This window comes from Pseudomonas sp. KH_040 (genome assembly GCF_057839305.1).
This window is the reverse complement of sequence record NZ_CM174487.1, coordinates 3,545,410-3,568,879: the sequence shown is the minus strand read 5'-3', so window position 1 is coordinate 3,568,879 and position 23,470 is coordinate 3,545,410. Positions and strand designations below refer to the sequence as shown.

Sequence of the window (23,470 nt, the reverse complement as noted above, 5' to 3'; positions counted from 1 at the left end):
AACCGTCACCGGCTCAGCCCTTTCTCTCAAAGGCCAGACGTTAGCGGTTCAACTGTGCGACAGCCGCCGCCGGGGCAGGTTCACCTTTGGCCGGCATGTCCGGGTTTTCCATGACTTGAAGGATAGAAGCTTCCGGGTCGAAATCGTCTTCTTCCAGCTCGATGAATTCTTCCGGCAGAAAGATGTTCAGCACGATAGCGCACAACGCACCGACGGTGATCGGCGATTCGAAGATGTTGCGCAGCGCTTGCGGCAGCTCACGCAGGACTTCTGGCACGGCAGCGATACCCAGACCCATGCCCAGCGAAATCGCCACGATCAACATGTTGCGTCGATGCAGGCCAGCCTCGGCGAGGATCTTGATGCCGGCCACCGCGACGGTGCCGAACATCACCAATTCGGCGCCACCCAGTACCGGTTTCGGCATCAGTTGCAGCACCGCGCCGATCATCGGGAACAGCCCCAGCAGCACCAGCAAACCGGCAATGAAGAAGGCGACGTAGCGGCTGGCCACGCCGGTGAGCTGAATCACGCCGTTGTTCTGCGCGAAGGTCACCATCGGCATGCTGTTGAACACCGCCGCCATGGCCGAGTTGAGGCCGTCGGCGAGCAGGCCGGACTTGATTCGGCGGATGTACAGCGGGCCTTTGACCGGTTGTCGCGAGATCATCGAGTTGGCGGTCAGATCACCGGCAGCTTCCAGCGGCGACACGAGGAAAATCACCGCCACCGGCACGAACGCCACCCAGTCGAAGTTGAAACCGTACTTGAACGGCACCGGCACGCTGACCAGCGGCACCTCGGGCATGGAGGCGAAATCCACGGTGCCCATCAGCCACGCAACCACATAGCCCAGCGTCAGGCCGATAACGATCGCGCCCAGGCGCAGAAACGGCACGTCGACGCGGTTCAGCACGACGATGGTGCCGATCACCAGCGCTGCCAGAAAGATATGGCTGGCCGCGCCCAGATCCGGCGCGCCGAAACCGCCGGCAATGTCGGTCATGGCCACTTTGATCAGCGACAGGCCCATCAGCGTGATGATGGTGCCGGTGACCACCGGGGTGATCAGCATGCGCAGTTTGCCGATGAACTGGCTCAGCACCACTTCGATGAAGGCTGCGAAAAAGCACACGCCGAAGATCGTCGAGAGAATTTCATCGGTGCCACCACCGCGCGCCTTGACCATGAACCCGGCACTGAGAATCACGCTGATAAAGGAAAAACTGGTGCCTTGCAGGCACAACAATCCCGAACCGACCGGGCCGAAGCGCTTGGCCTGGACGAAGGTGCCGAGGCCGGAAACGAACAGCGCCATGCTGATCAGGTAGGGGATTTCACTGTGCAGACCGAGGGCGCCGCCCATGATCAGGGTCGGGGTGATAATGCCGACGAAGCTCGCCAACACGTGTTGCAGTGCGGCAAACACGGTGGCAGTGAGGTGCGGGCGGTCGTTGAGACCATAGATCAGGTCGTTGTTGCGCGGGGCTTTTTCAGAGGCGGTCATGGTGTTTTGCGCGCCGCGAGGCGGGGCCGGGTCAGAAAATGGAGGCGCAGGATGCCGGAAGAGGGCGGCGAGGGCAACGAGCAATAACTGCCTGAAAGGTCAGGTTTTATTGGCCGCTAGCGGTAGACAGCTATGTAGGAGGTGTCGAGTGAAACGAGGCTGCGATCTTTTAAGATCAAAAGATCGCAGCCTGCGGCAGCTCCTACAGCGAGATGTATCAGGAGAAGGCTGCGAGCAGATCTTCTTCAAACGCCTTTTGCGCATCCCCCGGCACCTGTGCCCGATGCCGGGCCAGATGAAACGCCACCTCGAAACTCAACTCGCCCTCGCGGATTGGCCGCAGCAGGCCCTTGGCTTGCCAACTGCGCGCATAGTGATCCGGCAGATAGCCGACATGTTTACCCGACAGAATAAAGGTCAGCGTACCTTCAACCTGCTCCGACCGCGCCGAGCAGACCTTGCCCTGAAACGGTTCGTCACTGCGCAAAAACCGATAGGGATGATCGACTCGGTCACAGGCCTGCAAGGCTGCATCACTCGGCGCTGCATCGGTAAACAACGGATGGCCGGCAGCACAGTACAAATGCTGGGTTTCGCTAAACAACTGGCGATAGTCGAAGGCACTTTGCACTTGCGAAAAATAACCGATCGCCAGATCCAGTCGCTGTTGCAACAGCAGGCGTTCCATTTCGCCGGGCATGGCACTGATCAATTCGATGCGTACAGATTCATCACGCTCGCGAAAGCGGCGGATTGCCACCGCCACCCGCTGCAACACCGACTGATCGACCGACTCGGAGATCCCCAAGCGCACTTCGCCGATCAAACGCCCGGCGACGCCGTTGGATTGATGGCGGAAGGTTTCAATCGATTCAAACAACGTGCGCACAGCAATCAGCAACTGCTCGCCCTTGGGCGTGACGCTGAAACCGCCCTTGCCGCGACTGCACAGACGATAGCCGAGACGGGTTTCCAGTTTGGCCATTTGCTGACTGATGCTTGACTGGCTCAGGCCCAGATCACCTTGAGCCGCGCTGAAACCACCGCACTCGACCACCCGCACAAACAGGCGCAACAGTTGCAAATCGACGTCGTGCAGTTGACCCAACATCACATTACTCCGGAATAAAGTCAGGATAATTATTCGGCTATTTTTCTAATGTATCGGACCGCGCATTCTGCAACCACTTCCTCCGGTCAGGTGTTCGTCATGGCTCCCGTGTTCAAGCTGTGTTTCTCCGCGCTGCTGTTGTCCGTGGCTCTTCAGGCGCAGGCCGAGGACAAAACGCTAAATCTGTACAGCTGGGCCGATTACGTGCCACCGCAAACCCTGCAACGGTTCGAGCAGGAAACCGGTATCCATGTGCGTTACGACACCTTCGACACCTCCGAGGTGCTGGAGACCAAGTTGCTCACCGGTGGTAGCGGCTATGACGTGGTGGTGCCGTCGTCCAGCGTTCTGGCGCGAGGACTTGCGGCGGGTGCGCTGAAAGAAATCCCCCACGACGGCCTCAAGGGCTACGCCAATCTTGATCCGGACCTGCTGGAAAAAATGTCCGCCGTCGACCCCGGCAATCGCTACGGCGTGCCGTACACCTGGGGCACCTTGGGTCTGGGGATGAACGTCGAGGCAGTGAAGCAGCGCTTGCCCGATGTGCCGCTCAACAGCCTCGATCTGCTGTTCAAACCCGAGAACGCCAGCAAGCTGAAAGACTGCGGCATCGCGATCCTCGATTCGCCGCAGGAGGTCATTGGTCTGGCCCTGCATTACCTGGGTAAAGATCCCTACAGCACGGACAAAAGCGATCTGGCCGCCGCCGAGGCTTTATTGCAGAAACTTCAGCCGTCGGTGCTCTACGTCGCCACTGGCCGGCAGATCAATGACCTGGCCAGTGGCAACGTGTGCCTTGCGCTGACGTACAACGGCGACGCGAGCATGGCCGCTGATCAGGCACACAAGGCCAATAAACCCTTCGAAGTGGCGTATCGCATTCCCAAAGAAGGCACGCTGGTGTGGCAAGACAATCTGGCCATCCCCAAAGATGCGCCGCACCCCGAAGCCGCGCGGGCGTTCATCGAATTCATGCTGCGGCCGGACTCGGTGGCCGAGTTGACCAACACGCTGTTTTTTGCCACTGCCAACCAGGCTGCCACGCCATTGGTGGATGAAGCCGTGCGCAACGATCCCGACATCTACCCACCCAGCGAGGTGCGCGCGCGGCTGTATGCCGATCGCAGCATGAGCCTCAAGGACATGCGTCAGCGCACGCGTCTGTGGACCACTTTCCGTAGCCATCAATAACAACAGGAGCACCACGATGGATGTGCCCATGCAAAACGATCAGGCCCTGACCCGTGACAGCCTTTATGGCACCGCCGCCGAAAGCACCTACGCCGGCATCACCAGTTTCATGCGCCGGCGTTACAGCCGTGATCTGCGCGGCGTCGATGTCGCGGTCAGCGGCGTGCCGTTCGACACGGCCACCAGCAACCGCCCCGGCGCACGTTTCGGGCCACGGGGGATTCGCGCGGCTTCCACCGGGATTGCCTGGGAGCGCCACTGGCCGTGGACGTTTGACCCGTTCGATCATCTGGCGGTGATTGATTACGGCGACTGCAATTTCGATTACGGCTCGCCACACACCGTCCCGGAACGCATCGAGGCCCACGCCGAACAGATTCTCAACGCCGGCAGCGCCATGCTCACATTTGGTGGTGATCACTTCATCAGCTATCCGCTGCTCAAGGCCCATGCGCGCAAGCACGGCGCGCTGTCGCTGATTCATTTCGATGCGCACAGCGACACCTGGCCGGATGAAGAGGGTAAACGCGTCGATCACGGCACCATGTTCTGGCACGCGGCGCGCGAAGGTCTGGTCGATCCGGCACGTTCGGTGCAGATCGGTTTGCGCACGACCAATGACGATCACATGGGTTTTCAGGTGCTGGACGCCCGGCAGGTGCATCGCCGTGGCTGCGAAGCGATTGTCGAAGCGATCCGCGCCCGGGTTGGCGATAACCCGGTGTACCTGACGTTCGACATTGATTGCCTGGATCCGGCGTTTGCACCCGGAACCGGAACGCCTGTCTGCGGCGGTTTGAGCACCGTGCAAGCGCTGGAAATTCTCGGTGGTTTGCGCGGGATCAATCTGGTCGGCATGGACGTGGTGGAAGTTGCCCCGGCTTACGATCACGCCGACGTCACCTCACTGGCCGCCGCCACACTGGCGATGGAAATGCTCTGCCTCTACGCCGCTCGACACAAGGTCGATATTTGACGCAACACTGCGTACCCCCTGTGGGAGCCAGCCTGCTCGCGAAGGCGTCATTTTTCAGCCAACATCTTTATCGACTGATCCGCCGCTTTCGCGAGCAAGCTCGCTCCCACATTTTCAGCAAAGGCTCCTGCCATTTTCTGACACCAGCCTCTGCTAAGCTGCGACCACTTTTCCAGTAGAGCCTGACCATCGTGTCGCGTACCACTCGTCTTTTGACTTTGCTGCAAGTGCTGCGCGGCAAAAAGCGCCCGGTGACGGCGGCAACGCTGGCCGCCGAGCTGGAAGTGTCCGAGCGCACGCTCTATCGCGATATTGCTGAGCTGACCGCCCTCGGCGCGCCGATCCATGGTGAAGCCGGGATCGGTTATGTGCTGCGCAGCGGCCTGTTTTTGCCGCCGCTGATGCTCAACGCCGATGAGACCGAAGCCATCGTCCTCGGCTTGCGTTATGTCGATCAGCGCGGTGATGAAGTCCTCGGCAAAGCAGCGGCGGATGCGCTGGCGAAAATTGCCGCAGTGCTCGATCCACAAGCGCAGGAAGCGCTGCGTAATCCAACCGTGATGCCGGGCCCGCCGGGTTATGGTTTTCCACAAAACGCCGTGCCATTGAACGTGTTCCGCCACGCTATCCGCGACCAGGCCAAACTGCACATCGATTACGCCGACGCGCAACAGGTGCCCAGTCAGCGGCTGATCTGGCCCTTGGCGCTGGGCTTCCTCAATGAGGTGCGGATCATCGTCGCGTGGTGCGAATTGCGCAGCGCCTACCGCACTTTTCGAACCGACCGCATCAGCGCCGCTAGCCGCCAGGGCGACAGTTATCCGGGGCGGCGCAGCGACCTGTTACGCACTTGGCGCGAGCAGATGCAGCTGGACGAAAGTGGGCGCTTCACTCCTGACAAAAACTGACGCAGCGCTGATTTAGGATGGTCGCAGAACCAAACAAAAAAAGGAGCTGCAACCATGTCACATCCTGTCTCTACACTGGCCCCGGCGATCGCTGCGTATATCGATGCGGCCAACGCACGCGATACCTCGCGGGTCGGCAGTTTTTTTGCCGAGGATGCCAACGTGTTCGACGAGGGCCAGCATCAGGTCGGCCCGCAAGCCATCGCGCAATGGATGCAAGACACCGGGCAACGCTATCAGCCACGGGTCGAAGTGCTCGACGTCCAGCAGCGCACCGGCAAGGTGCTGGTACACGGGCTGATTTCCGGGACATTCCCCGGCAGCCCGGCCCAGTTGCGCTATACGTTTCGCTTGAACGAACAGGGCAAAATCGCCCGCCTGGATATTTCCCTGTAAGCATCGTGGCATACTGCCGCGCATGACTTTCGACACTCCCCTCAGCGCCTGGCAACACGCCGTTCAACACAAGGGCTTTGTCCAGGACGAAGCCCAGGAACACGCGGTCTGGGCGCTGCAAAAATGCCATGAAGCCCTGCACGCCGGTGCCCGTTCGGTCACCGGCGTTTACCTGTGGGGGCCGGTCGGGCGCGGCAAGACCTGGCTGATGGATCAGTTCTATCAGAGTCTGCGGGTGCCGGCGCGACGCCAACACTTTCATCACTTCATGGGCTGGGTGCATCAGCGCTCGTTCCAGTTGACCGGGATTGCCGATCCGTTGCGCGCGCTGGCCAAAGAGCTGGCGGCGGAGGTGCGGGTGCTGTGCTTCGATGAGCTGTTCGTCAACGACATCGGCGACGCGATCATTCTCGGTCGGCTGTTTCAGGTGATGTTCGACGAAGGCGTGGTCATCGTTTGCACCTCCAATCTGCCGCCGGATGATCTGTACGCCGATGGCTTCAACCGCGATCGCTTCGTACCGGCAATTGCCGCGATCAAGGCGCATATGCAGGTGGTGGCGGTGAATGGCGCCGAGGATCACCGCTTGCATCCAGGGGCCGGCCTGCAACGCTACTTTGTGATCACGTCGCCGGTCAGCGCGCTGGACGAAGTCTTTCAGGCGTTGACCGCCGGGCAGCCAGCCAGCACCGAACCCGTGTCGGTCGGTCATCGTCAGTTGAACGTCGTGCAGGCCAGCGAGTCGGTGTTGTGGTGTCGCTATGCGGATCTTTGCGAGCAGCCGTTCGCCGCCATGGATTTCATCGCGCTGTGCGATCGCTACACGGCTATTCTGTTGAGCGAGGTGCCGAACCTCAGCGCACAGAAACGTGAAGGGCGCATCGCGCGCGGCACCGAAGATGGCGCGCAGCGGGTGGTGGCCGGTGATCGCGAGCTGCCGCAATTGTCGGTTCACGATGACGGTGTGCGGCGTTTCATCGCGCTGGTCGACGAGTGCTATGACCGTAAAGTGCCGCTGTACATCGAGGCGCAAGTGCCAATGGACGCGCTGTACACCGAGGGTTATCTGGAATTCCCGTTCCGCCGCACCCTCAGTCGCCTGCAGGAGATGCAACTGCAGCGCTTTGCCGAAACGTGAGTGAAGAGGGCGCCGACATGAGCCAACCGCTTTCCCATCATTTGCTGACCATGGCCTACCAGAATGCCTGGGCCAATCATCGTTTGGCCAAGGCCTGGCGCCAGCTCGGTGCGGCAGATCTGGCCGCCCCCCGGGCGAGTTTCTTCCCGAGCATTCGTCTGACCCTTAATCACATCCTCACCTGCGACTGGTTCTACGTCGATGCACTGGAACGCGAGTTGCGCGGGGCTGAGCCGCATCCCGACTGCTACGTGTTTTTCAATGCGGATGAGCCGTTTACCGAGGGCGCGCAGTTGCGTGAAGAGCAGGCTCACGTTGATCGACGGCTGATTGCCTATTGCGAGCAACTGCGCGATGGCGATCTGGCCCGGATTGTCACCATTGCCCGCGACACGCCGCAGCACGACAGCCGTTTGCGCATGCTGTCGCACCTGTTTGAACACCAGATTCATCACCGAGGCCAGGTGCATGCGATGCTCAGTGACACAGAGGTCAAGCCGCCGCAACTGGATGAGTTTTTCTGTGCCGGCGAGAGCGGCCTGCGCGCCGAAGACTTCGCCGAACTGGGCTGGACTGAAGAGTTGATCTGGGGCCGCGATCGGACGATCTTTTGATCTTTTGATCTTTTGATCTTTTGATCTTTTGATCTTTTGCATTTGCGGGTTGCCCGCTCGATCACCCCCGCGCTAAGGTCAGACAGCCTTTCAGTGCGCACTTTGCGCGCCGGGGCTTTTGTGTGTTCGGGGATGGAAATGGATTCCGCAGAGATTCTTGTGCTTCAAGCCAGCTACAGCAATCCAACGCACGCCGAGGCCATCGGTATCGTGCTCAATCATTACGCAGAAGACCCGATGGGCGGCGGTCATTCGCTCGACCCTGACCTGTTGCGTCGGCTCCCCGAAGAGCTGGCCCGACGCCCGCATGCGTTCAGCGTGCTGGCCTTTGTCGGGGGCGAGCCGGCGGGGCTGGTGAACTGCTTTGAAGGGTTCTCCACGTTCGCCTGCAAACCGTTGGTCAACGTCCATGACGTGGCGGTGGTGGGCAAATTCCGCGGCCTCGGTCTGAGTCAGAAAATGCTGCAGAAAGTCGAGGAGATCTCTCGCCAGCGCGGTTGCTGCAAAATCACCCTTGAAGTGCTGGAAGGCAACGCTGTGGCTCAGGGTTCTTACCGCAAGTTCGGCTTCGCGCCGGGCATGTTCGACCCGGATCATGGGCAGATGCTGTTCTGGATCAAAAACCTCCAAGCCTAGAAGCCCCTCACCCTAACCCTCCCGAAACGTCGGACCGCCCAGAGGGAGAGGGGACTGACCGAGGTGTTTGGGCAAGGTACGCCGACCTGAAACATCGAGCCGAACGTAGGTTTGAAAAGCATGAAAATCGGCTCCCTTTCCCCCTCGTCCCTTTGGGGAGAGGGCTGGGGTGAGGGGGGCGGATCTTGCTGACCCAACCCAATCTGCGAACTCGCGACAGCATAAGGTCGAACACCCCACTCAATGCCCATAAAAAAAGGCGCCCGAATCAGGGCGCCAAACTGTCTTCTCCCGGGCCAGAGCGGAGCCACGGAAGGTCCATCGGTTGCTCGGTCAATCTCAGTCGCGATAGGACTCGGTCACTTGCGCAGTCTGGTCGGCGGGAACGCGAATTTCTTTCGCGTTGGCGTCGCTCTGCTGCGCGCTCTGGGCGTGGTGAACCGGGAAGTTGTCGTAGTAATAACGCATACGCTCAGCGCCGCCTTCGGCAAAGACGCTGGCAGAAGCCAGGGCAAACAGCCCGGCAAGGATTACGGTGGTGATTTTCATGGTGCCTCCTACTGAAAAAGTGGGAGCCGTTCGTCCATGAAGCAGATCTCGGAAGAGAGTCTGGGTGGCATGAATTAACACCGGGTTAACGCCCGTTCAGTGTAGGTTTTGCAGCATGTTGCGGGGCGGTATCAGACAGACGCGGCGCCCGTCAGGCGAAGGCACGCCGCGTCGAAGGGAAAGGCTTAGAGCTTCCAGTCGAGACTCACCGTTACCGTGCGCGGGTCGCCCCAATACACGCCGTTATAGAAGCCGACATTGTCGTAATACTTCTTGTCGAACAGGTTGTTGACGTTCAGCGACGCCGACAGGTGGCGATCGAACGCGTAGCGCGACATCAGGTTGACCACGGTGTACGCGCTCTGGTTGATGCGTGCCTCCTGAGTGTCGCCGCCGACCGGTCGGCTCGACGTGCCATACACATCGCTCTGCCAGTTCACCGCACCGCCTACGGTCAGCGCCTGCCATTCGCCCGGTAAACGGTACGCGGTGGAGACGCGCAGCAGATTCATCGGCTCACTGGTGTTGGTGCGCTCGCTGTCGCCGTCGACCGAGTGGGTATAGGTGTAACCGGCGGTCATGTTCCAGCCCTGCAGGATTTCGCCGGATACTTCAGCCTCAAAGCCGTTGACCTTGTTGCCTTTGCCGCCGGATTTGTAGAACTGCTCACGGGTAACCGGATCCGCCGGTACCGAGTTATCGAGTTCGGCGACGTTGTCCTGCTTGCTCCAGAACACCGCCGTGGACAGGTTCAGGCGTTCCTCGAGCAAACTGCCCTTGACGCCCACTTCATAGTTTTTGCCGACAACGGGGTCGATGTATTTGCGGTTCTTGTCGCGGTTGCCTTGGGGTTTGAAGATGTCGGTGTAACTCACGTATGCCGTGTACTCCGGGGTCAAGTCGTACAGCAGGCCGGCGTAAGGCGTCCAGACGTCGTTCTGTTTCTGGCTGGTGTAATCGACCTTGGTCAGTTGCCGGCTGGCGTCGTAACGGTTGCTGGTGCTGGACGCTTCCCAGCTGCCGTATCGGCTGCCGAGCACGGCGTGCAGATCATCAGCCAGGCTCAGGCGTGTGGCGATGTAGCCGGCTTTCTGTCGGGTATTGTCCTTGGAGCCGGTGAGGTCGGTGACGGTGTCGCTGAATTTGGCGATATCGCCCATGTACTTCCAGTCGCGGATTTTTCCGTAATCGCTGGGTTGTGCGCCGGCAATGGTGTACGGCGAGTTCGAGCGGCGTTCGGCCTCGCCATAGCCGAACATCATTTCGTGCTCACGGCCGAGCAGCGAGTAGGGGCCGGAGACATTGAAGTCATACGCCTGCATTTTCTGCGTGCCGATCATGTGCGAGGTGTAAGCGAGCATGCCGCTGCGGTCGGCCTCGGGGAAACCGCCACCGCCGTAATACACCTTGCCGTCGCTCGCGCTGTCGCGGTGGGTGTACGCAGCTTTCAGGCGCCAGCCGCCGGCCAGTTGCTGATCGAGGGTGGCAAACGCGGTTTTGTCCTGCAGCGGCCAGGAACTCCACGACGTCGCCATGTTGGTCGAACGGCCGAGACCGGCCTTGCTGCCATCGGCATTCCAGTAAGGCACGGTGCCCCAGGACGAGCCTTGCACATGCTTGTTCTGATAGTCGTAACCGACCGCCAGCACGGTGGAATCGCTCAGATCCGCCTCAAGCACGCCATAACCGACCTCGCGTTGCAGCGCGTATTTGTCCTTGATCGATTGGTTGTCGCGATAGGCCAACACCGTGCGCCCGCGCAAGCGTCCGTCGAACGCCAGCGGCCCGCCGACATCGACGTAGCTGTAATAATTGTCATAGCTGCCACCACTGACCCCGGCCAGCGCCTGCCACTGCGCGGTCGGACGCTTGCGCACCATGTTGATGGTCGCCGATGGATCACCGGCCCCCGTGGTCAGGCCCGTGGCACCGCGCACCACCTCGATACGGTCGTAGATGATGGTGTCGGAATCGGACTTCATGCGATCAAAGGTGTTGAGCATCCCGTCGATCTGGAAATTATTGATCGCATAACCGCGCGACGAATAACTGACCCTATCCGAATCCAGATGCTGCACCACAATGCCCGTGGTCTGGCGCATGGCCTCGGACAATGTACCGAGTTTGAAATCATCCATCTGCTGACGGGTGATCACCGACACCGATTGCGGGGTTTCCTTGATCGACAGGTTCAGGCGCGTCGCCGTGCTCATGGCGCCGGTGGTATAGGACTCGGTGTTCTCGGTGGTGGTGCCCAGACCTTGTGCACTGACGTTGGTCGCGGCCAGCTCAAGCGCCGTGTTCGCAGGCTGCGGCGGTTTTTCGGCTTCGGTTTCAGCCAGCAGATCGGCGCTGAATGCAGCGCTGCACAGGCCGAGGGTGAGGGTCATGGAACGGGTAATGGGCGCGAACATCGCAGCCGACTCCTTGTCTTTGAGGGAAAAATTCCGTTTGTTCAAAGACGAGGGGGAGGGCGGGGATTTAGTGTCAAACGAGAAATATTGTTATTTGCAGGTATTTCAAAAGCAAAGGATCGCAGCCTTCTGCGCGCCTGGACGGAGATCTGTAGGCGCGCAGAAGGCTGCGATCTTTTGATCCAAAAAACGCAACGTGGTCTGGCCCTGATTCGTGTTGAGTCAGAAGCCCAGCGGGTACTGGATCACGACATAGATCCGGTCGATATCATCACCCGCCTGCGCCTCGTTGGCCCGGTGCGAGACATGCGATACCTGCACCGACAGGTCCTTTGCCGCGCCCGACTGCACGACGTACTTCAAATCGATATCGCGCTCCCAATGCTTGCCGCCATCGCCTTGCTGCGGCTGGTAGTTTCCGCCGTCAGGGTCGAACGGATTGTAGGAGCCGCCCTTTGGCGCGTGGGTGCCGTCGATGTGGCTGCCGCTGACGTAGCGGGTCATGAAGTTCAGGCCGGGGATGCCGAAGGCGCCGAGGTCGAGGTCGTAGCGCGCCTGCCAGGAGCGTTCGTTGGCGCCGTTGAAGTCGGCGTATTTGATCGAGTTGGCGAGGTAGATCGAGTCGCCGCCAACGAAATCGAACGGCGTGTCGCCATTGATCCGTTGCCAGCCGAGCATCACCGCGTGGGGGCCGAAGGTGTATTTGCCGGACAGGCTGAACGCGGTGTTGTCGATGGCGCCGGCCAGCGCCCGGCCGGTGTCGCGGGTGTGGTAGAGGTTGGCGTCGAGCAGCACGCCCGATTGCTTGAAGTGCAGATTGCCGTAGTACTGGTGCCATGTGTCGCTGAGGTCTGAGGCGTACAGCGCGCCGCCGACGGGGCTATCGCTGAACAGATCAGCACCGAGAAAACTGATCCCGCCAGCCTCGGTGTTGGCGCCATAGCCGTAGAAATCGCCTTTGCCGGATGAACTGTCCTGATTCTTGAACGCGGTGAAATGCCCGGCCACCAGATTAAGGTGATCGAACTCGGCGCTGTTGAGCAGAAAACCGGTGGCGTACTCCGGTTGCAAGCGTTTGTCGGAAGTGTCGAACACCGGGGTTTCGACGGTCATTTCACCGAAGGCGAGGGTGGTGCGCGAGGTTTTCAGCTTGAGTGCGCCGCCCGCGCTGGAGTAGTCATTTTCGCTGCGACCTTCGCTATCGACCGGCAGCAGACCGGTCCCGGAATGCCCTTTGCCACCGTCCAGTTTCAGCCCGGCGAAGGCGTGGGCATCGATGCCGAAACCGATCGTTCCAAGTGTGAAACCGGATGAGAAAGTGCCGATAAAGCCTTGAGCCCATTCTTGTTTATAGTTTTTGCCGGAGGGTGAGGGCGAGCGATAGTCGTTGCTCAAGTAGAAATTGCGGGTGAGCACTTCGCTTTTGGCATCGTCGAAAAAACCGCTGGCGTGGGCGGTTGAGTTCAGACCGCAGAGCAGCGCGAGGAGGGTGAGGCGTGAAGGGGCGCGGTCGATCATGGTCGGTGGCCAGCGGCAATGAAGATGGCTGGGATGATCGCGGGAATGCAGGGCAGGGGATTGAGCGGATGTGCTGAATTGCTGTGGCTGTAAGGTCAAGAGGTTGTGATAGTGCTGACGCCATCGCTGGCAAGCCAGCTCCCACAGGGATCTATGGTGTACCCACCGATCTTGGCATCACACAAAAAAATGTGGGATGAATGTGGATTTTGTGACTGGAGCTGAAATCTGTGGGAGCTGGCTTGCCAGCGATGGCGGTGTGTCAGTCAAGTTTATCCAAGCTGACACACCGCTTTCGCGAGCAGGCTCGCTCCTACAGTTTTAAGCGCGTTACGACAATGGCGGCGTACGTGGCGGGATCTGGCGTTCGCTGCCGGTCGATTCAAACGCTGCAGCCAGGCGCAGCAGGTTCGAGTCGTCGTAGGCGCGGCCGGCGAAGGTCAGGCCGACCGGCATGCCGATGTCGGCCATCACGCCCATCGGCACGGTCACGGTCGGTACGCCGAGGTGGCGGATTGCAAGGTTGCCGTTGGCCACCCAGATACCGTTGCTCCAGGCAATGTCGGCCGACTCAGGGTTTACATCGGCGTCCGCCGGGCCGACATCAGCAACCGTCGGGAACAGCACGGCGTCGAGGCCCAGTGTGTCCATCCAGTCTTCGAGGTCGATGCGCCGAGTCTGTTCCAGGCCACGCAGGCCATCGGGCACGGTGGGGATTTCATTCCACGGCGTGATGCCGCGCTCGGCCATGCGCACGTATTCGTCCATGCCGGCAGCCAGATCGCCTTCACGGTTGGGCAGGGTACCCGGGTCGTGCGGGAAGATTTTCGGCCCGTCGACGTCAACCAGACGATTGAGTTTCGGGTCGCCGTTGGCTTGCAGGAAGTCGTCGAACGCCCAAGCGGTCAGATCCCATAACTCATGGTGAAGGAACTCTTTCGAGACCAGACCTCGGGTGAACACGGTTGGCGCGCCGGGACGATCGCCTTCGCAGTTGGAGACCAGCGGGAAATCGGTTTCGATGACTTCGGCACCGGCAGCTTCGAGTGCCTGACGCGCCTGTTTCCACAAGTCGATCACCGACTCACGGGTATTGATGCGTTGGCCGGTCGGGCCACCGATGCCCGGTGCTTCGCTGGTGCCGGCTTCAGGGTCGGCATTGATGAACATGCGCGGTACCGCGAAACGTTTGCCGGCCAGCGCTTTGGCGTCGGCGGCCAGATCGGCGTAAGCGGCGGGGCGCACCTCGCTGACGCTGGGGATCGGCACCCACGGTTGCAGGCGCCAGAGGTCACCACGGGTGTCCGGGTCTTCGGCGACGACGATGTCGAGGACTTCAAGCAGGTCAGCCATGGTCCGTGTGTAAGGCACGACCACGTCCATGGTCGGCGTCAACGGCCAGTTGCCGCGCACCGAGATCACCCCGCGCGACGGCGTGTAGGCGCACAAGCCATTGTTCGACGCCGGGCCACGCCCGCTCGACCAGGTTTCTTCAGCCAGACCGAATGCAGCGAAACTCGCAGCAGTGGCGGTGCCGGCACCGTTCGACGAGCCGGAGGCAAACGGCGCGGTCAGGTAATCGGCGTTGTAAGGACTTTCAGCGCGACCGTAGACGCCGCGTTGCATGCCGCCATTGGCCATCGGTGGCATGTTGGTCTTGCCCAGGCAAATTGCCCCGGCCGCGCGCAGGCGTTCGATGGTGAAGGCATCGCGATAGGCAACCAGATCAGCGAAGGCCGGGCTGCCGGACGCGGCGGTCAGGCCCTTGACCAGGTAGCTGTCCTTGGCGGTGTAAGGAATGCCGTCGAGCGGGCCGAGGGTTTCGCCTTTGGCGCGACGGGCATCGGAGGCCTGTGCTTCGTTCAACGCTTCAGGGTTGCGCACGACTACGGCATTCAGCGCCGTTGCTGTGTCGGCACCGTCGTAGGCGTCGATACGGGCCAGATAGGCCTGGACCAGCTCGACTGCGGTGGTCTGCCCGGACTCAAGGGCGGCACGCAGTTGGGCAATGGAAACCTCGGTGACTTCGATCATGCGCTCACCGCTGTTTGAATTTGGGTGTTTATCCTGGAATGGGTGTTCATATCGGTTCTCGTTGCACAGCTATAAGCGACAAGGTTAAGACTGGCGCCTATTTAACACCAAGCCGCGTGCGGAGTAATCGGCGGGATTGATCTCTTGCCTGTTTTCAACCCGACCGACGCCATCGCGAGCAGGCTCACTCCTACAGGGGCTGCGGGGTATGCAAAATTCGTGTCCGCTGTAGATCCATGTGGGAGCTGGCTTGCCAGCGATGGGGCCAGCCCATTCGATAATGAAGTGTCTGAACTATCGCCATCACTGGCAAGCCAGCTCCCACAGGGATTTGTTGCGTTCCCAGAAGACAGGTACGTCCTCAGACGATCACAGCACCCCATACTCCCGCGCCGTCCGATCCACCGCAATCCGCGTCTTGTCGATCAGCTCATCCAGCTCCGCACGCGTGGCGACCAGCGCCGGCGCCATGATCATCCGCCCCAGTGTCGACCGAATGATCAGCCCTTCCTCAAAACCAATCGTGCGGCAACGCCAGGCGATATCGTTTTCATTGGCAAAGCGCTTGCGGGTGGCCTTGTCCTCAGCAAATTGCAACGCCGCCACCAGACCAACCCCCTGAATCTCACCCACCAACGGGTGATTGCCAAACACTTCGCGCAGGCAGTTTTGCAGGTACGGGCCGGTGTCGGTTTTTACCTGAGCCACCACGCCCTCATCACGCAAGGCCTTGAGGTTGGCAATCGCCACGGCGGCCGCGACCGGGTGGCCGGAGTAGGTCAGGCCGTGGGCAAACACGCCGCCTTTCTCGACCAATGCATCGGCCATGCGCCGCGACAGAATCAGGCCACCCATGGGGATGTAGCCGGAGGTCAGGCCTTTGGCGATCGACAGGGTGTCGGGCTCGAACCCGAATGTCTGATGCGCGAACCATTCACCGGTGCGGCCGAAACCGCCAATCACTTCGTCCGCACACAGCAGCACATCGTATTGACGGCAGATACGCTGGATCTCCGGCCAGTACGTCGCCGGCGGAATGATCATGCCGCCCGCACCCTGAAACGGTTCGGCGACGAACGCCGCGACCTTGTCGGCGCCCAGTTCGAGAATCTTCTCTTCCAGTTGCCGCGCCGTGCGCAAGCCAAATTCTTCCGGGCTGAGGTTGCCTTCATGGGCGAACCAGTACGGCTCATCGATGTGCGCGACATCGGGAATGCTGCCGCCCATTTCGTGCATGAATTTCATCCCGCCCAGCGCCGTCGCAGCCAGGGTCGAGCCGTGGTAGCCATTCCAGCGGCCGATCATGATTTTCTTCTCGGGTTGGCCCATCACCTGCCAGAACTTGCGCACGGTGCGGATCAGCACTTCGTTGGCTTCGGAGCCGGAGTTGGTGTAGATCGCGTGGCTATAGTGCTTGGGCAGCAGGCTGAAGAGCAGTTCGGAGAGCTCGATCACCGCCGGGTGAGTGGTGTGGAAGAACATGTTGTAGTAGGGCAGTTGTTCCAGCTGCGCGGTGGCGGCAGCGGCGAGATCCTTGCGCCCGTAACCGAGGTTGGTGCACCACAGGCCGGACATGCCGTCCAGGTAACGCTTGCCGTCGTTGTCCCACAACGCCAGCCGATCGCCGCTGACCATCACCCGCGGGCCTTCCTCGTTGAGGGCCTTCTGGTCGACGAACGCGTGGATGTGGTGAGCGGCGTCAGCGGCTTGGTAATCGCGGGTACTGCGGGTCGAATCGAATTCGGCGGACATGGCGGATCTCCAGAGCAAAGGGCAAGTGAGTGCGTTCGTCGCAGCGCTGCACGGACAAAGTTTTGTCATCTAAAAATATTTTTGTAAAGAAAATATTTGTCGGTGAAAAAAGATCTCCGTAGGCTGAGAGCCATTGGCAAGGATCATCAGAGGCAACATGAGCGGACTCAGAGAGCGGCAGAAGGAACAACGCCGGCAGGTGATTGCCGAGGCGGCGCTTGAGCTGTTCAAAAGCAATGGCTTTGCGGCGACCACGCTGGAGCAGATCGCGGTCCAGGCGGGCGTTTCCGCACCCACAGTGGTGAATTATTTCGGCGGCAAGCAGGAGATTCTGCTGGCCTTGCTCAAGCAACCCGACGAGCAAGCCATGCGCGAAGCGCGGGCCAATCTGGACGAGGACAGCGATCCCCTGGAGGCGCTGTGCGAGTTCGAAGGGTTGATGACCGATTACCAGCTACAGGCAATGCCGGCTTCGTTGTGGCGGGAACTGGCGCCGTTTCTACTGACCGGTGAGCTGGCCGAGGCGATGAGTCCATGGAACGCGGCCGTGATCGAAGAGACCAAAGCGCTGCTTTTGCATTTCCAGCAAGCGGGAAAAGTGCGCGAATCGATCGATCTTGACGTGGTGGCAACCCTGTTCAACCAATACGCGAACATGGCGTTCATTCGGTTGGCAACGCAGGAAGTCCCGGACAGGGCCGCGCATGCCTTGCACATGCGCGGGGTTTTGAACCTGTTGTGTCACGGTATGCTGGAGCGCTGAGCGCCCCGATCAAAATCGCCACGTCACGCCACCGCCAACAATGTGCAGCGCGCTATTGGGATAACTCCCCGACAGCGTCTGCCCATTGCGTTTGGTCTGTTGCACATCCATGTCGCCCAGCCAGACCAGCGTGTAATTGAGGTTGAGGTCGGTGTCTTCGGCCAGTTTGTAGCTCAGCCCGGTCGCCAGCCGCCAGGTCTCGTTCATCGGGTTGTCGACGGTGCGATCCTTGTCCTTCACGGCGGAGCTGTCGTAACCCACGCCCATGTTCCAGCGCAGTTTCGGGCTGATCTGGTTCTGTGCGCCGATCGACAGGTGCCAGGTGTCCTGATACTTGCGGTCGACCGAACGTGAAACGTCGCCTGCCGCCGTATCCACCGACACGCCGATGTCGGCAAAGTCGCTCCAGTCCTGCCAGTTCACCGAACTCAACAGCGTCCACTGTTCGTTCAACTGATGGGCAATGCTCAGGGTCGCGGTCTGCGGGATGTTCATGTCGATTTCCAGGTCGTCGACGTCCAGCCGCGACAGCGCCAGATTGAGCAGCGGATTGCGAATGCCATGCACGGAAGGTGAGTCCTTGAACTCAAGTTTGACCTTGCTGGTGTAAGCCAGGCCGACAGTGGTGCGTTCATTTAACTGATAGCGCAGGCCGAGGTTGATCCCGGTGCCGATGTCGGTGTCCTTGTACTGCAACTTGCCATCCTCCTGAAACGGTGTGCCCGGCAGGAAGGCGTTATTGTCGATGGCCATTTTTGTGTAGTAGTAGCCATAGACCAGACGCGGTCCGATGCCCATCGAAAGATCGTCGGTGATCTTGTAGGCGAAGGTCGGCTGCATCGAAATACCGATCAATGTCGATTCCTGGCTGAAGTAGCGGCCGGCCCAGTCATCGTCGTATTTCACGCTCAGGCCGAAGTTGCCGTACATACCGAAGCCGATACTGGCGCGATCATTGAGCTCATGGCTGATAAAGAAACTGGTGCCCGGCAGGAGCGGCAGCGGATTGCCGCCCTCGTTGCCGGAAAAGTCGTTGTCACTGTCGCGATCAAAACCCAGGCCGCCAAATATGGCCTGACCGGTCAAGCTGATTTGCGTGCCCTTGAGTGCAGCAATGCCGGCCGGGTTACTCATCAACACGCTCGGGTCAGTGGCCAGCGCCGCCGAGCCGGCATTGGCCAGACCGGCGCCTTCCTGACCTGCTTCATACAGATCGATACCGCCCGCCAGTGCCTGACCGCCAGTGCCTGCCAGCGCAAGAATGATCAGTGAGTGCGTCGACTTCATCGCGAATTCCTTATCAATGCAGATCAGCCTTCAGGTTTAGTCGCGATTTGGCGTGCGCACCAGTCGAGACGATGTACCGGATGTGAACTAGGCTCACAGCGGTTCATCGATGGCCCACTCAGGAGCGCCGACATGGAAGACAAACCGCTGATCACCTTTCACAGTTCCAGAGCACTGCTGGACGTACTGATACGCGCGGGTCTGATCACCATTCTGGTGTTGTTCTGCTACGACATCTTTCATCCGTTTCTGAATGTCATGCTGTGGGCGCTGATCCTCGCGATCACCCTGTATCCACTCAATCAGAAGCTCGGCGCAAAGCTAGGCAACCGCTACGGTTGGGCGGCGATCTTGCTGGTGCTGCTGGGGTTGCTGATTCTGATGGTGCCGCTGAGCCTGCTCGGGGCTTCCGTTGCCGATTCGGTGAAAGTCGGCATGCACACGATGGAGGCAGGCCAGTTCGAGATCCCGCCACCACCGGCCAGCGTCGAGAACTGGCCGCTGATCGGTGCGCCGGTTTACGGCATCTGGCAACACGCCTCGCAAGACTTGAGCTGGGCGTTCAAGGAGCTGGCACCGCACCTGTCCAACTGGGGCAAAGTGTTATTGCATCAAGCCGCTGGCGTCGGTGCCGGGATCGTGGTGTTTGTGATTGCGCTGATCATCGCCGGATTGGTCATGACCCACGGCGAGCGCGGGCATCGCACGGCAGTGGCCATCACCACACGCATTTCCGGTCCGGTGCGTGGCCCGCAAATCGCCGAACTGTGCACGGCAACCATCCGCGCCGTAGCGCAGGGCGTAGTCGGCATCGCGTTTATTCAGATGCTGCTGGTCGGCGTGGCGCTGGTGGTCATGGGTGTACCGGCGGCCGGTATTCTCGCCTTGATGGTGTTGCTGTTGGGCATCACCCAATTGCCGGTGCTGCTGATCACGCTGCCCATCGTGATTTATGTCTTCGCGCAGGACGGGGTCAGCGCCAGCACGATTATCTTTGCGGTGTGGATGGCGATTGCCGGGCTTTCCGACAATGTGCTCAAGCCGATGTTGCTGGGACGCGGCGTTGCGGTGCCGATGCCGGTGGTGCTGATCGGTGCGCTCGGGGGCATGGTCACCAGCGGTATTATTGGTCTGTTCATCGGCCCGGTGATTTTGGCGGTCGGTTATGAGTTGTTCATCGGCTGGGTGTATCAACCGGCCGATGTCACCGAGCTTCTGGAGAGCCAGCGCAAAGAAAATCTGCCGTGACATTTATCGGTGCGCGGGAATCTGACAACCGTTCATCGCTCAACTACGCTGCCTTACGTATCCCTCTCTGACACTTGGGCGTAAGGAAACAGGCGCATGCGAAGCAGGCTGCTGGCGGTATGGATAGTGCTGTTCGCGGCGCTCTGGAGCGGGCTCGGCTGGGCGGCTGATGAGGCGACAAAACCGGCCGACGAGGCGGTTGAGCTGAAGGTCGCCAATCGCAGCATCATGCTGTTTCGCGCCACCATCCTCGGCGAAGCGCCGGCCTCGCGGGTCAAACGGGCGAAAATGGTCATCAGTGAGGCGCTGGATGAAGGCGAGGACCTCAACGTCAGCATTGATCCGATCCAGAACAGCTATCTGGTGCTGATCGGTTCTAAACGCGCCTTCATCGTCGCGCCCAAGGACATCGACACGCTGGCCTATTCATCGGTGCAACAGGCTGCCGAGGGCGCGGCGGAAAAACTCCGCCAAGTGGTCAATGAAACCCGCGAAGCGCGCAGTCTCGACTTGATTCTGCGCTCGTTGGCACTGGCTGCCGTGGCCACGCTGATTTACCTTGCGCTGCTTTGGGGCCTGGCGTATCTGCGCCGCAAACTGCTGGCAAAACTCCCCGAACTGATGGATCGCCACACTCAGGCACTGAAGGTCGGGCGGGTGCAACTGATCGACTCCAACTTCTTGTATCCGCTGGTCAGCCGTCTGCTGTTGCTGCTGCGCTGGCTGCTGATTTTGCTGTTGACCTATGAATGGCTGGGTTTCGTCCTGTCGCGCTTTCCCTACACGCGGCCATGGGGCGAAAGCCTCAATAACTATCTGTTCGAGCTGGCCGGGTATTTGTTGCAAGGCATCGTCGATGCGATTCCCGGACTGGGCGTAGCCCTGGCGATATTCTTTATCGCCCGTGGCGTCACCGCGTTCACCCGACGCATCCTGCGGCGCATGGCTACGCCGGGAACATTCAGCTGGCTCAATCACGAAACCCTGCAACCGACTCAACGCCTGACGGCGCTGGCGGTCTGGTTGTTTGCTCTGGCGATGGCCTATCCGTATCTGCCGGGTGCCGGTACCGATGCGTTCAAAGGCTTGTCGGTGCTGATCGGCCTGATGATTTCCCTCGGCGCGACCAGTGTGGTCGGGCAGGCCGCCGCTGGTTTGATCCTCACTTACACGCGCACCTTGCGTCCGGGTGAGTTCGTCAAAATCGGCGAGTACGAAGGCACCGTCACCGAGCTGGGCATGTTCACCACGCGCATTCGCACCGGTCTGGGGGAAGTGCTGACGCTACCCAATTCGATGATCACCGGCACGGTCACCAAAAACTACTCGCGCACCGTGCAAGGCCCCGGTTATGTGGTGGATACGGTGGTGACCATCGGCTACGACACGCCGTGGCGTCAGGTCGAAGCGATGCTGCTGGAAGCGGCGAAGCGTACGCCGGGGATTCTCGAAGATCCTGCGGCGCAGGTATTCCAGACCGCGTTGTCGGATTTTTACCCGGAATACCGGCTGGTCGCGCAAGCGATCCCAAGCCAGCCGCGCCCGCGTGCGGTGCTGCTGAGCATGCTCCACGCCAATATCCAGGACGTGTTCAACGAATACGGAGTGCAGATCATGTCGCCGCACTATCTGGGCGATCCGCAGAGCGAAAAGTGGGTGCCGCGAGAAAAGTGGTACACAGCACCCGCGCAAGAACCGAAGGATCAGTGACCGCCGCTCAAAGGAGTTCGCCCCATGCTCGAATTCATCCTGCACGCCTTGCGCACCGACCCGGAAATCGCGGTGTTCCTGGCGATTGCCCTGGGCGTGTTCGTCGGCCGGATTCACATCGGCAGCTTCCACCTCGGCTCGGTGGCCGGTGCGCTGTTGATGGGTTTGCTGATCGGGCAGATCGGTCTGGAAGTGCCGGCGGGCCTGAAGTCAGTGTTTTTCGTGATGTTCATCTACGCCGTCGGGTTCAAGAGTGGCCCGGAGTTTTTCGGCAGCCTCAATCGCGGCACACTGAAACTGGTGCTGCTCTCGGTGGTGCTGTGCGCCACTGCGCTGGGGGCGATTCTACTGATGTACTCGCTGTTCGATTTCGACGCCGGGTTCACCGCAGGCCTCGGTGCCGGTGCGCTGACCGACACGGCGATCATGGGCACCGCGACCAGCGCGATCAATCAACTGACGATTGATGCGGCGGCCAAGGCGCAACTCAACAGCCACATGGCAATCGCGTATGCCATCACCTATCTGTTCGGCACCATCGGCTTGATCGTGTTTGTCGGCAGCATCGCGCCGAAACTGCTCGGGGTGAATCTGCGCGAATCGGCGCGTGAACTGGAGCTGGAACTGGGCATCGCCAAGGAAGAAGAGGCGATCACCGTGCCTTACACGCGCATCGTCGTGCGGGCTCACCAAGTGGCGAGCAATGGCCAGGCGGATGGCCAGCGCATCATCGATTTTGAAAAACTGCATGACTCATTGACGGTTGAGCGCGTGGTGCGGGCCGGGCAAATCATCGAGCGTGATGAAAGTTTCGTTCTCATGGCCGGCGATGTCCTTGGCGTGTATGCCTTGCGTGATGCCGTCGGTACGCTGAGTCACTGGGTCGGGCCGGAAATCGACCACCCCGAGTCCTTGTCATTCCCCACCCGCGAAGTGGACATCGTCCTGACTTCAGCCGAGTTTGCCGGCAAGACTATCCATGCAGCGAAAAACCGGCTGGCCAGTGATGGACGCCTGGGCTGTTTCGTCAACACCATCTCCCGCCAGGGCTACGAGCTGCCGCTGCTGCCCAACACGGTGCTGCGCCGAGGCGACGTGCTGACGCTGACCGGGCGCACTGCCAGTGTCGAGGCGATTGCCAAACGCCTGGGGCGGATCCGCAAGAACAACTACAAAAGCGATATCGCCATGCACACCCTGGGCATGGTCCTCGGCTCACTGCTGGGATTGCTCTCGACCCATGTCGGCATGATCCCGGTGGAACTGGGCATTGGCGGCGGGGTGTTGGTCGCCGCGCTGGTGATTGGCTGGTACAACTCGCGCCACCCGGAAATCGGCGCGCTGCCGCCCGCAGCGCAATGGGCGTTTTCCGAGTTTGGCCTGACGGCGTTTGGTGCGGTAGTGGGTTTGCTTGCCGGGCCGGCGGCGTTTGCCGCAATGAAAGAGCAGGGGCTGGCATTGCTGCTGTCCGGCGCAGTGGTGACGATTTTGCCGCCACTGGTGGCGTTGTATTTCGGTCGCTATGTGCTGCGCCTGCACCCGATGATCCTGTTTGGCGCCTTGGCCGGCGCGCAGACGGAAGCGGCATCGATGAACAAGATCATCGAGCAGTCGGGGAGTAATACTCCGGTAATCGGTTTCACCGTGTGCTATGCGATTTCCAATGTGCTGCTGGCGGTGTGCGGGCCGATTATCATCTTCGTGGTTGCTGGCTAGAG

The 23,470-nt window shown here is 60.4% G+C and carries 19 protein-coding genes; 11 read left to right on the top strand and 8 right to left on the bottom strand.

The window, feature by feature from the left end:
* Positions 1-40 precede the first annotated feature (40 nt).
* Both AC3IUF_RS15875 and AC3IUF_RS15870 read right to left on the bottom strand, forming a co-directional pair.
* On the bottom strand, positions 41-1,507 hold the full coding sequence (locus tag AC3IUF_RS15875; protein ID WP_077572736.1) for a nucleobase:cation symporter-2 family protein: 1,467 nt from the start codon (positions 1,505-1,507) through the stop codon (positions 41-43).
* A gap of 217 nt (positions 1,508-1,724) precedes the next feature.
* Positions 1,725-2,618, bottom strand: coding sequence for a LysR family transcriptional regulator (locus AC3IUF_RS15870; RefSeq protein WP_007917400.1), 894 nt, complete (start codon positions 2,616-2,618; stop codon positions 1,725-1,727).
* A 99-nt stretch (positions 2,619-2,717) separates the two neighbouring features.
* Here AC3IUF_RS15870 and AC3IUF_RS15865 point away from each other — a divergent pair, with 99 nt between their 5' ends.
* The 7 genes from AC3IUF_RS15865 (at position 2,718) to AC3IUF_RS15835 (ending at position 8,477) form a co-directional block, all read left to right on the top strand.
* Positions 2,718-3,809, top strand: a complete 1,092-nt coding sequence (locus tag AC3IUF_RS15865; RefSeq protein ID WP_489278561.1) for a polyamine ABC transporter substrate-binding protein — start codon at positions 2,718-2,720, stop codon at positions 3,807-3,809.
* Between the two features lie 16 nt (positions 3,810-3,825).
* Positions 3,826-4,785, top strand: coding sequence for an agmatinase (speB, locus tag AC3IUF_RS15860; protein WP_489278559.1), 960 nt, complete (start codon positions 3,826-3,828; stop codon positions 4,783-4,785).
* A gap of 191 nt (positions 4,786-4,976) precedes the next feature.
* A complete protein-coding gene (locus tag AC3IUF_RS15855) occupies positions 4,977-5,693 on the top strand; it encodes a helix-turn-helix transcriptional regulator (protein WP_007917394.1) in 717 nt (238 codons plus the stop codon).
* Positions 5,694-5,747: 54 nt separating this feature from the next.
* A complete protein-coding gene (locus tag AC3IUF_RS15850; protein ID WP_007917392.1) occupies positions 5,748-6,089 on the top strand; it encodes a nuclear transport factor 2 family protein in 342 nt (113 codons plus the stop codon).
* Positions 6,090-6,111: 22 nt separating this feature from the next.
* Positions 6,112-7,227 carry a cell division protein ZapE gene (zapE, locus tag AC3IUF_RS15845; RefSeq protein ID WP_007917390.1) on the top strand — a complete coding sequence of 372 codons (1,116 nt, stop codon included), beginning with the start codon at positions 6,112-6,114 and terminating at the stop codon, positions 7,225-7,227.
* Between the two features lie 17 nt (positions 7,228-7,244).
* Entirely contained in the window at positions 7,245-7,841 is a 597-nt protein-coding gene (locus tag AC3IUF_RS15840; RefSeq protein ID WP_489278557.1) for a DinB family protein, read from the top strand.
* 138 nt (positions 7,842-7,979) lie between these two features.
* Positions 7,980-8,477 carry a GNAT family N-acetyltransferase gene (locus AC3IUF_RS15835; RefSeq protein WP_007913340.1) on the top strand — a complete coding sequence of 166 codons (498 nt, stop codon included), beginning with the start codon at positions 7,980-7,982 and terminating at the stop codon, positions 8,475-8,477.
* Between the two features lie 339 nt (positions 8,478-8,816).
* Here AC3IUF_RS15835 and AC3IUF_RS15830 read toward each other — a convergent pair whose 3' ends face one another.
* The 5 genes from AC3IUF_RS15830 to AC3IUF_RS15810 form a co-directional block, all read right to left on the bottom strand.
* Positions 8,817-9,026 carry a hypothetical protein gene (locus AC3IUF_RS15830; RefSeq protein WP_489278556.1) on the bottom strand — a complete coding sequence of 70 codons (210 nt, stop codon included), beginning with the start codon at positions 9,024-9,026 and terminating at the stop codon, positions 8,817-8,819.
* A gap of 185 nt (positions 9,027-9,211) precedes the next feature.
* Positions 9,212-11,440 carry a TonB-dependent siderophore receptor gene (locus AC3IUF_RS15825; RefSeq protein ID WP_489278554.1) on the bottom strand — a complete coding sequence of 743 codons (2,229 nt, stop codon included), beginning with the start codon at positions 11,438-11,440 and terminating at the stop codon, positions 9,212-9,214.
* Between the two features lie 222 nt (positions 11,441-11,662).
* Positions 11,663-12,958 carry an OprD family porin gene (locus AC3IUF_RS15820; protein ID WP_489278552.1) on the bottom strand — a complete coding sequence of 432 codons (1,296 nt, stop codon included), beginning with the start codon at positions 12,956-12,958 and terminating at the stop codon, positions 11,663-11,665.
* A 330-nt stretch (positions 12,959-13,288) separates the two neighbouring features.
* Positions 13,289-14,992 carry an amidase gene (locus tag AC3IUF_RS15815; protein WP_489278551.1) on the bottom strand — a complete coding sequence of 568 codons (1,704 nt, stop codon included), beginning with the start codon at positions 14,990-14,992 and terminating at the stop codon, positions 13,289-13,291.
* Positions 14,993-15,361: 369 nt separating this feature from the next.
* Positions 15,362-16,744 carry an aspartate aminotransferase family protein gene (locus AC3IUF_RS15810; protein WP_489278550.1) on the bottom strand — a complete coding sequence of 461 codons (1,383 nt, stop codon included), beginning with the start codon at positions 16,742-16,744 and terminating at the stop codon, positions 15,362-15,364.
* Between the two features lie 157 nt (positions 16,745-16,901).
* On the opposite strand from AC3IUF_RS15810, the gene AC3IUF_RS15805 reads away from it, so the two are divergent.
* Positions 16,902-17,507, top strand: coding sequence for a TetR/AcrR family transcriptional regulator (locus AC3IUF_RS15805; RefSeq protein ID WP_007913329.1), 606 nt, complete (start codon positions 16,902-16,904; stop codon positions 17,505-17,507).
* A gap of 9 nt (positions 17,508-17,516) precedes the next feature.
* Here the strand turns inward: AC3IUF_RS15805 and AC3IUF_RS15800 are convergent, their stop codons facing one another.
* Complete coding sequence (locus tag AC3IUF_RS15800) at positions 17,517-18,794, bottom strand: OmpP1/FadL family transporter (protein WP_414894295.1); 1,278 nt, start codon at positions 18,792-18,794, stop codon at positions 17,517-17,519.
* A gap of 132 nt (positions 18,795-18,926) precedes the next feature.
* Here AC3IUF_RS15800 and AC3IUF_RS15795 point away from each other — a divergent pair, with 132 nt between their 5' ends.
* From AC3IUF_RS15795 to aspT, 3 genes are all read left to right on the top strand, one after another.
* Complete coding sequence (locus tag AC3IUF_RS15795) at positions 18,927-20,042, top strand: AI-2E family transporter (protein ID WP_007913325.1); 1,116 nt, start codon at positions 18,927-18,929, stop codon at positions 20,040-20,042.
* Between the two features lie 96 nt (positions 20,043-20,138).
* Positions 20,139-21,752 (top strand): mechanosensitive ion channel family protein, encoded by a 1,614-nt coding sequence (locus tag AC3IUF_RS15790; protein ID WP_489278548.1) that lies wholly within the window; start codon positions 20,139-20,141, stop codon positions 21,750-21,752.
* Positions 21,753-21,776: 24 nt separating this feature from the next.
* Positions 21,777-23,468 (top strand): aspartate-alanine antiporter, encoded by a 1,692-nt coding sequence (gene aspT, locus AC3IUF_RS15785; protein ID WP_489278547.1) that lies wholly within the window; start codon positions 21,777-21,779, stop codon positions 23,466-23,468.
* Positions 23,469-23,470 lie beyond the last annotated feature (2 nt).

Bases quoted from the DNA above. Each gene is read 5' to 3' on its own strand.
- AC3IUF_RS15865 (WP_489278561.1), top strand. From the start codon at position 2,718: ATGGCTCCCGTGTTCAAGCTGTGTTTCTCCGCGCTGCTGTTGTCCGTG.
- AC3IUF_RS15835 (WP_007913340.1), top strand. From the start codon at position 7,980: ATGGATTCCGCAGAGATTCTTGTGCTTCAAGCCAGCTACAGCAATCCA.
- AC3IUF_RS15840 (WP_489278557.1), top strand. From the start codon at position 7,245: ATGAGCCAACCGCTTTCCCATCATTTGCTGACCATGGCCTACCAGAAT.
- AC3IUF_RS15850 (WP_007917392.1), top strand. From the start codon at position 5,748: ATGTCACATCCTGTCTCTACACTGGCCCCGGCGATCGCTGCGTATATC.
- AC3IUF_RS15790 (WP_489278548.1), top strand. From the start codon at position 20,139: ATGCGAAGCAGGCTGCTGGCGGTATGGATAGTGCTGTTCGCGGCGCTC.
- AC3IUF_RS15870 (WP_007917400.1), bottom strand. From the start codon at position 2,618: ATGTTGGGTCAACTGCACGACGTCGATTTGCAACTGTTGCGCCTGTTT.
- AC3IUF_RS15830 (WP_489278556.1), bottom strand. From the start codon at position 9,026: ATGAAAATCACCACCGTAATCCTTGCCGGGCTGTTTGCCCTGGCTTCT.
- zapE (WP_007917390.1), top strand. From the start codon at position 6,112: ATGACTTTCGACACTCCCCTCAGCGCCTGGCAACACGCCGTTCAACAC.
- speB (WP_489278559.1), top strand. From the start codon at position 3,826: ATGGATGTGCCCATGCAAAACGATCAGGCCCTGACCCGTGACAGCCTT.
- AC3IUF_RS15815 (WP_489278551.1), bottom strand. From the start codon at position 14,992: ATGATCGAAGTCACCGAGGTTTCCATTGCCCAACTGCGTGCCGCCCTT.
- AC3IUF_RS15825 (WP_489278554.1), bottom strand. From the start codon at position 11,440: ATGTTCGCGCCCATTACCCGTTCCATGACCCTCACCCTCGGCCTGTGC.
- AC3IUF_RS15805 (WP_007913329.1), top strand. From the start codon at position 16,902: ATGAGCGGACTCAGAGAGCGGCAGAAGGAACAACGCCGGCAGGTGATT.
- AC3IUF_RS15795 (WP_007913325.1), top strand. From the start codon at position 18,927: ATGGAAGACAAACCGCTGATCACCTTTCACAGTTCCAGAGCACTGCTG.
- AC3IUF_RS15875 (WP_077572736.1), bottom strand. From the start codon at position 1,507: ATGACCGCCTCTGAAAAAGCCCCGCGCAACAACGACCTGATCTATGGT.
- AC3IUF_RS15820 (WP_489278552.1), bottom strand. From the start codon at position 12,958: ATGATCGACCGCGCCCCTTCACGCCTCACCCTCCTCGCGCTGCTCTGC.
- AC3IUF_RS15810 (WP_489278550.1), bottom strand. From the start codon at position 16,744: ATGTCCGCCGAATTCGATTCGACCCGCAGTACCCGCGATTACCAAGCC.
- AC3IUF_RS15800 (WP_414894295.1), bottom strand. From the start codon at position 18,794: ATGAAGTCGACGCACTCACTGATCATTCTTGCGCTGGCAGGCACTGGC.
- aspT (WP_489278547.1), top strand. From the start codon at position 21,777: ATGCTCGAATTCATCCTGCACGCCTTGCGCACCGACCCGGAAATCGCG.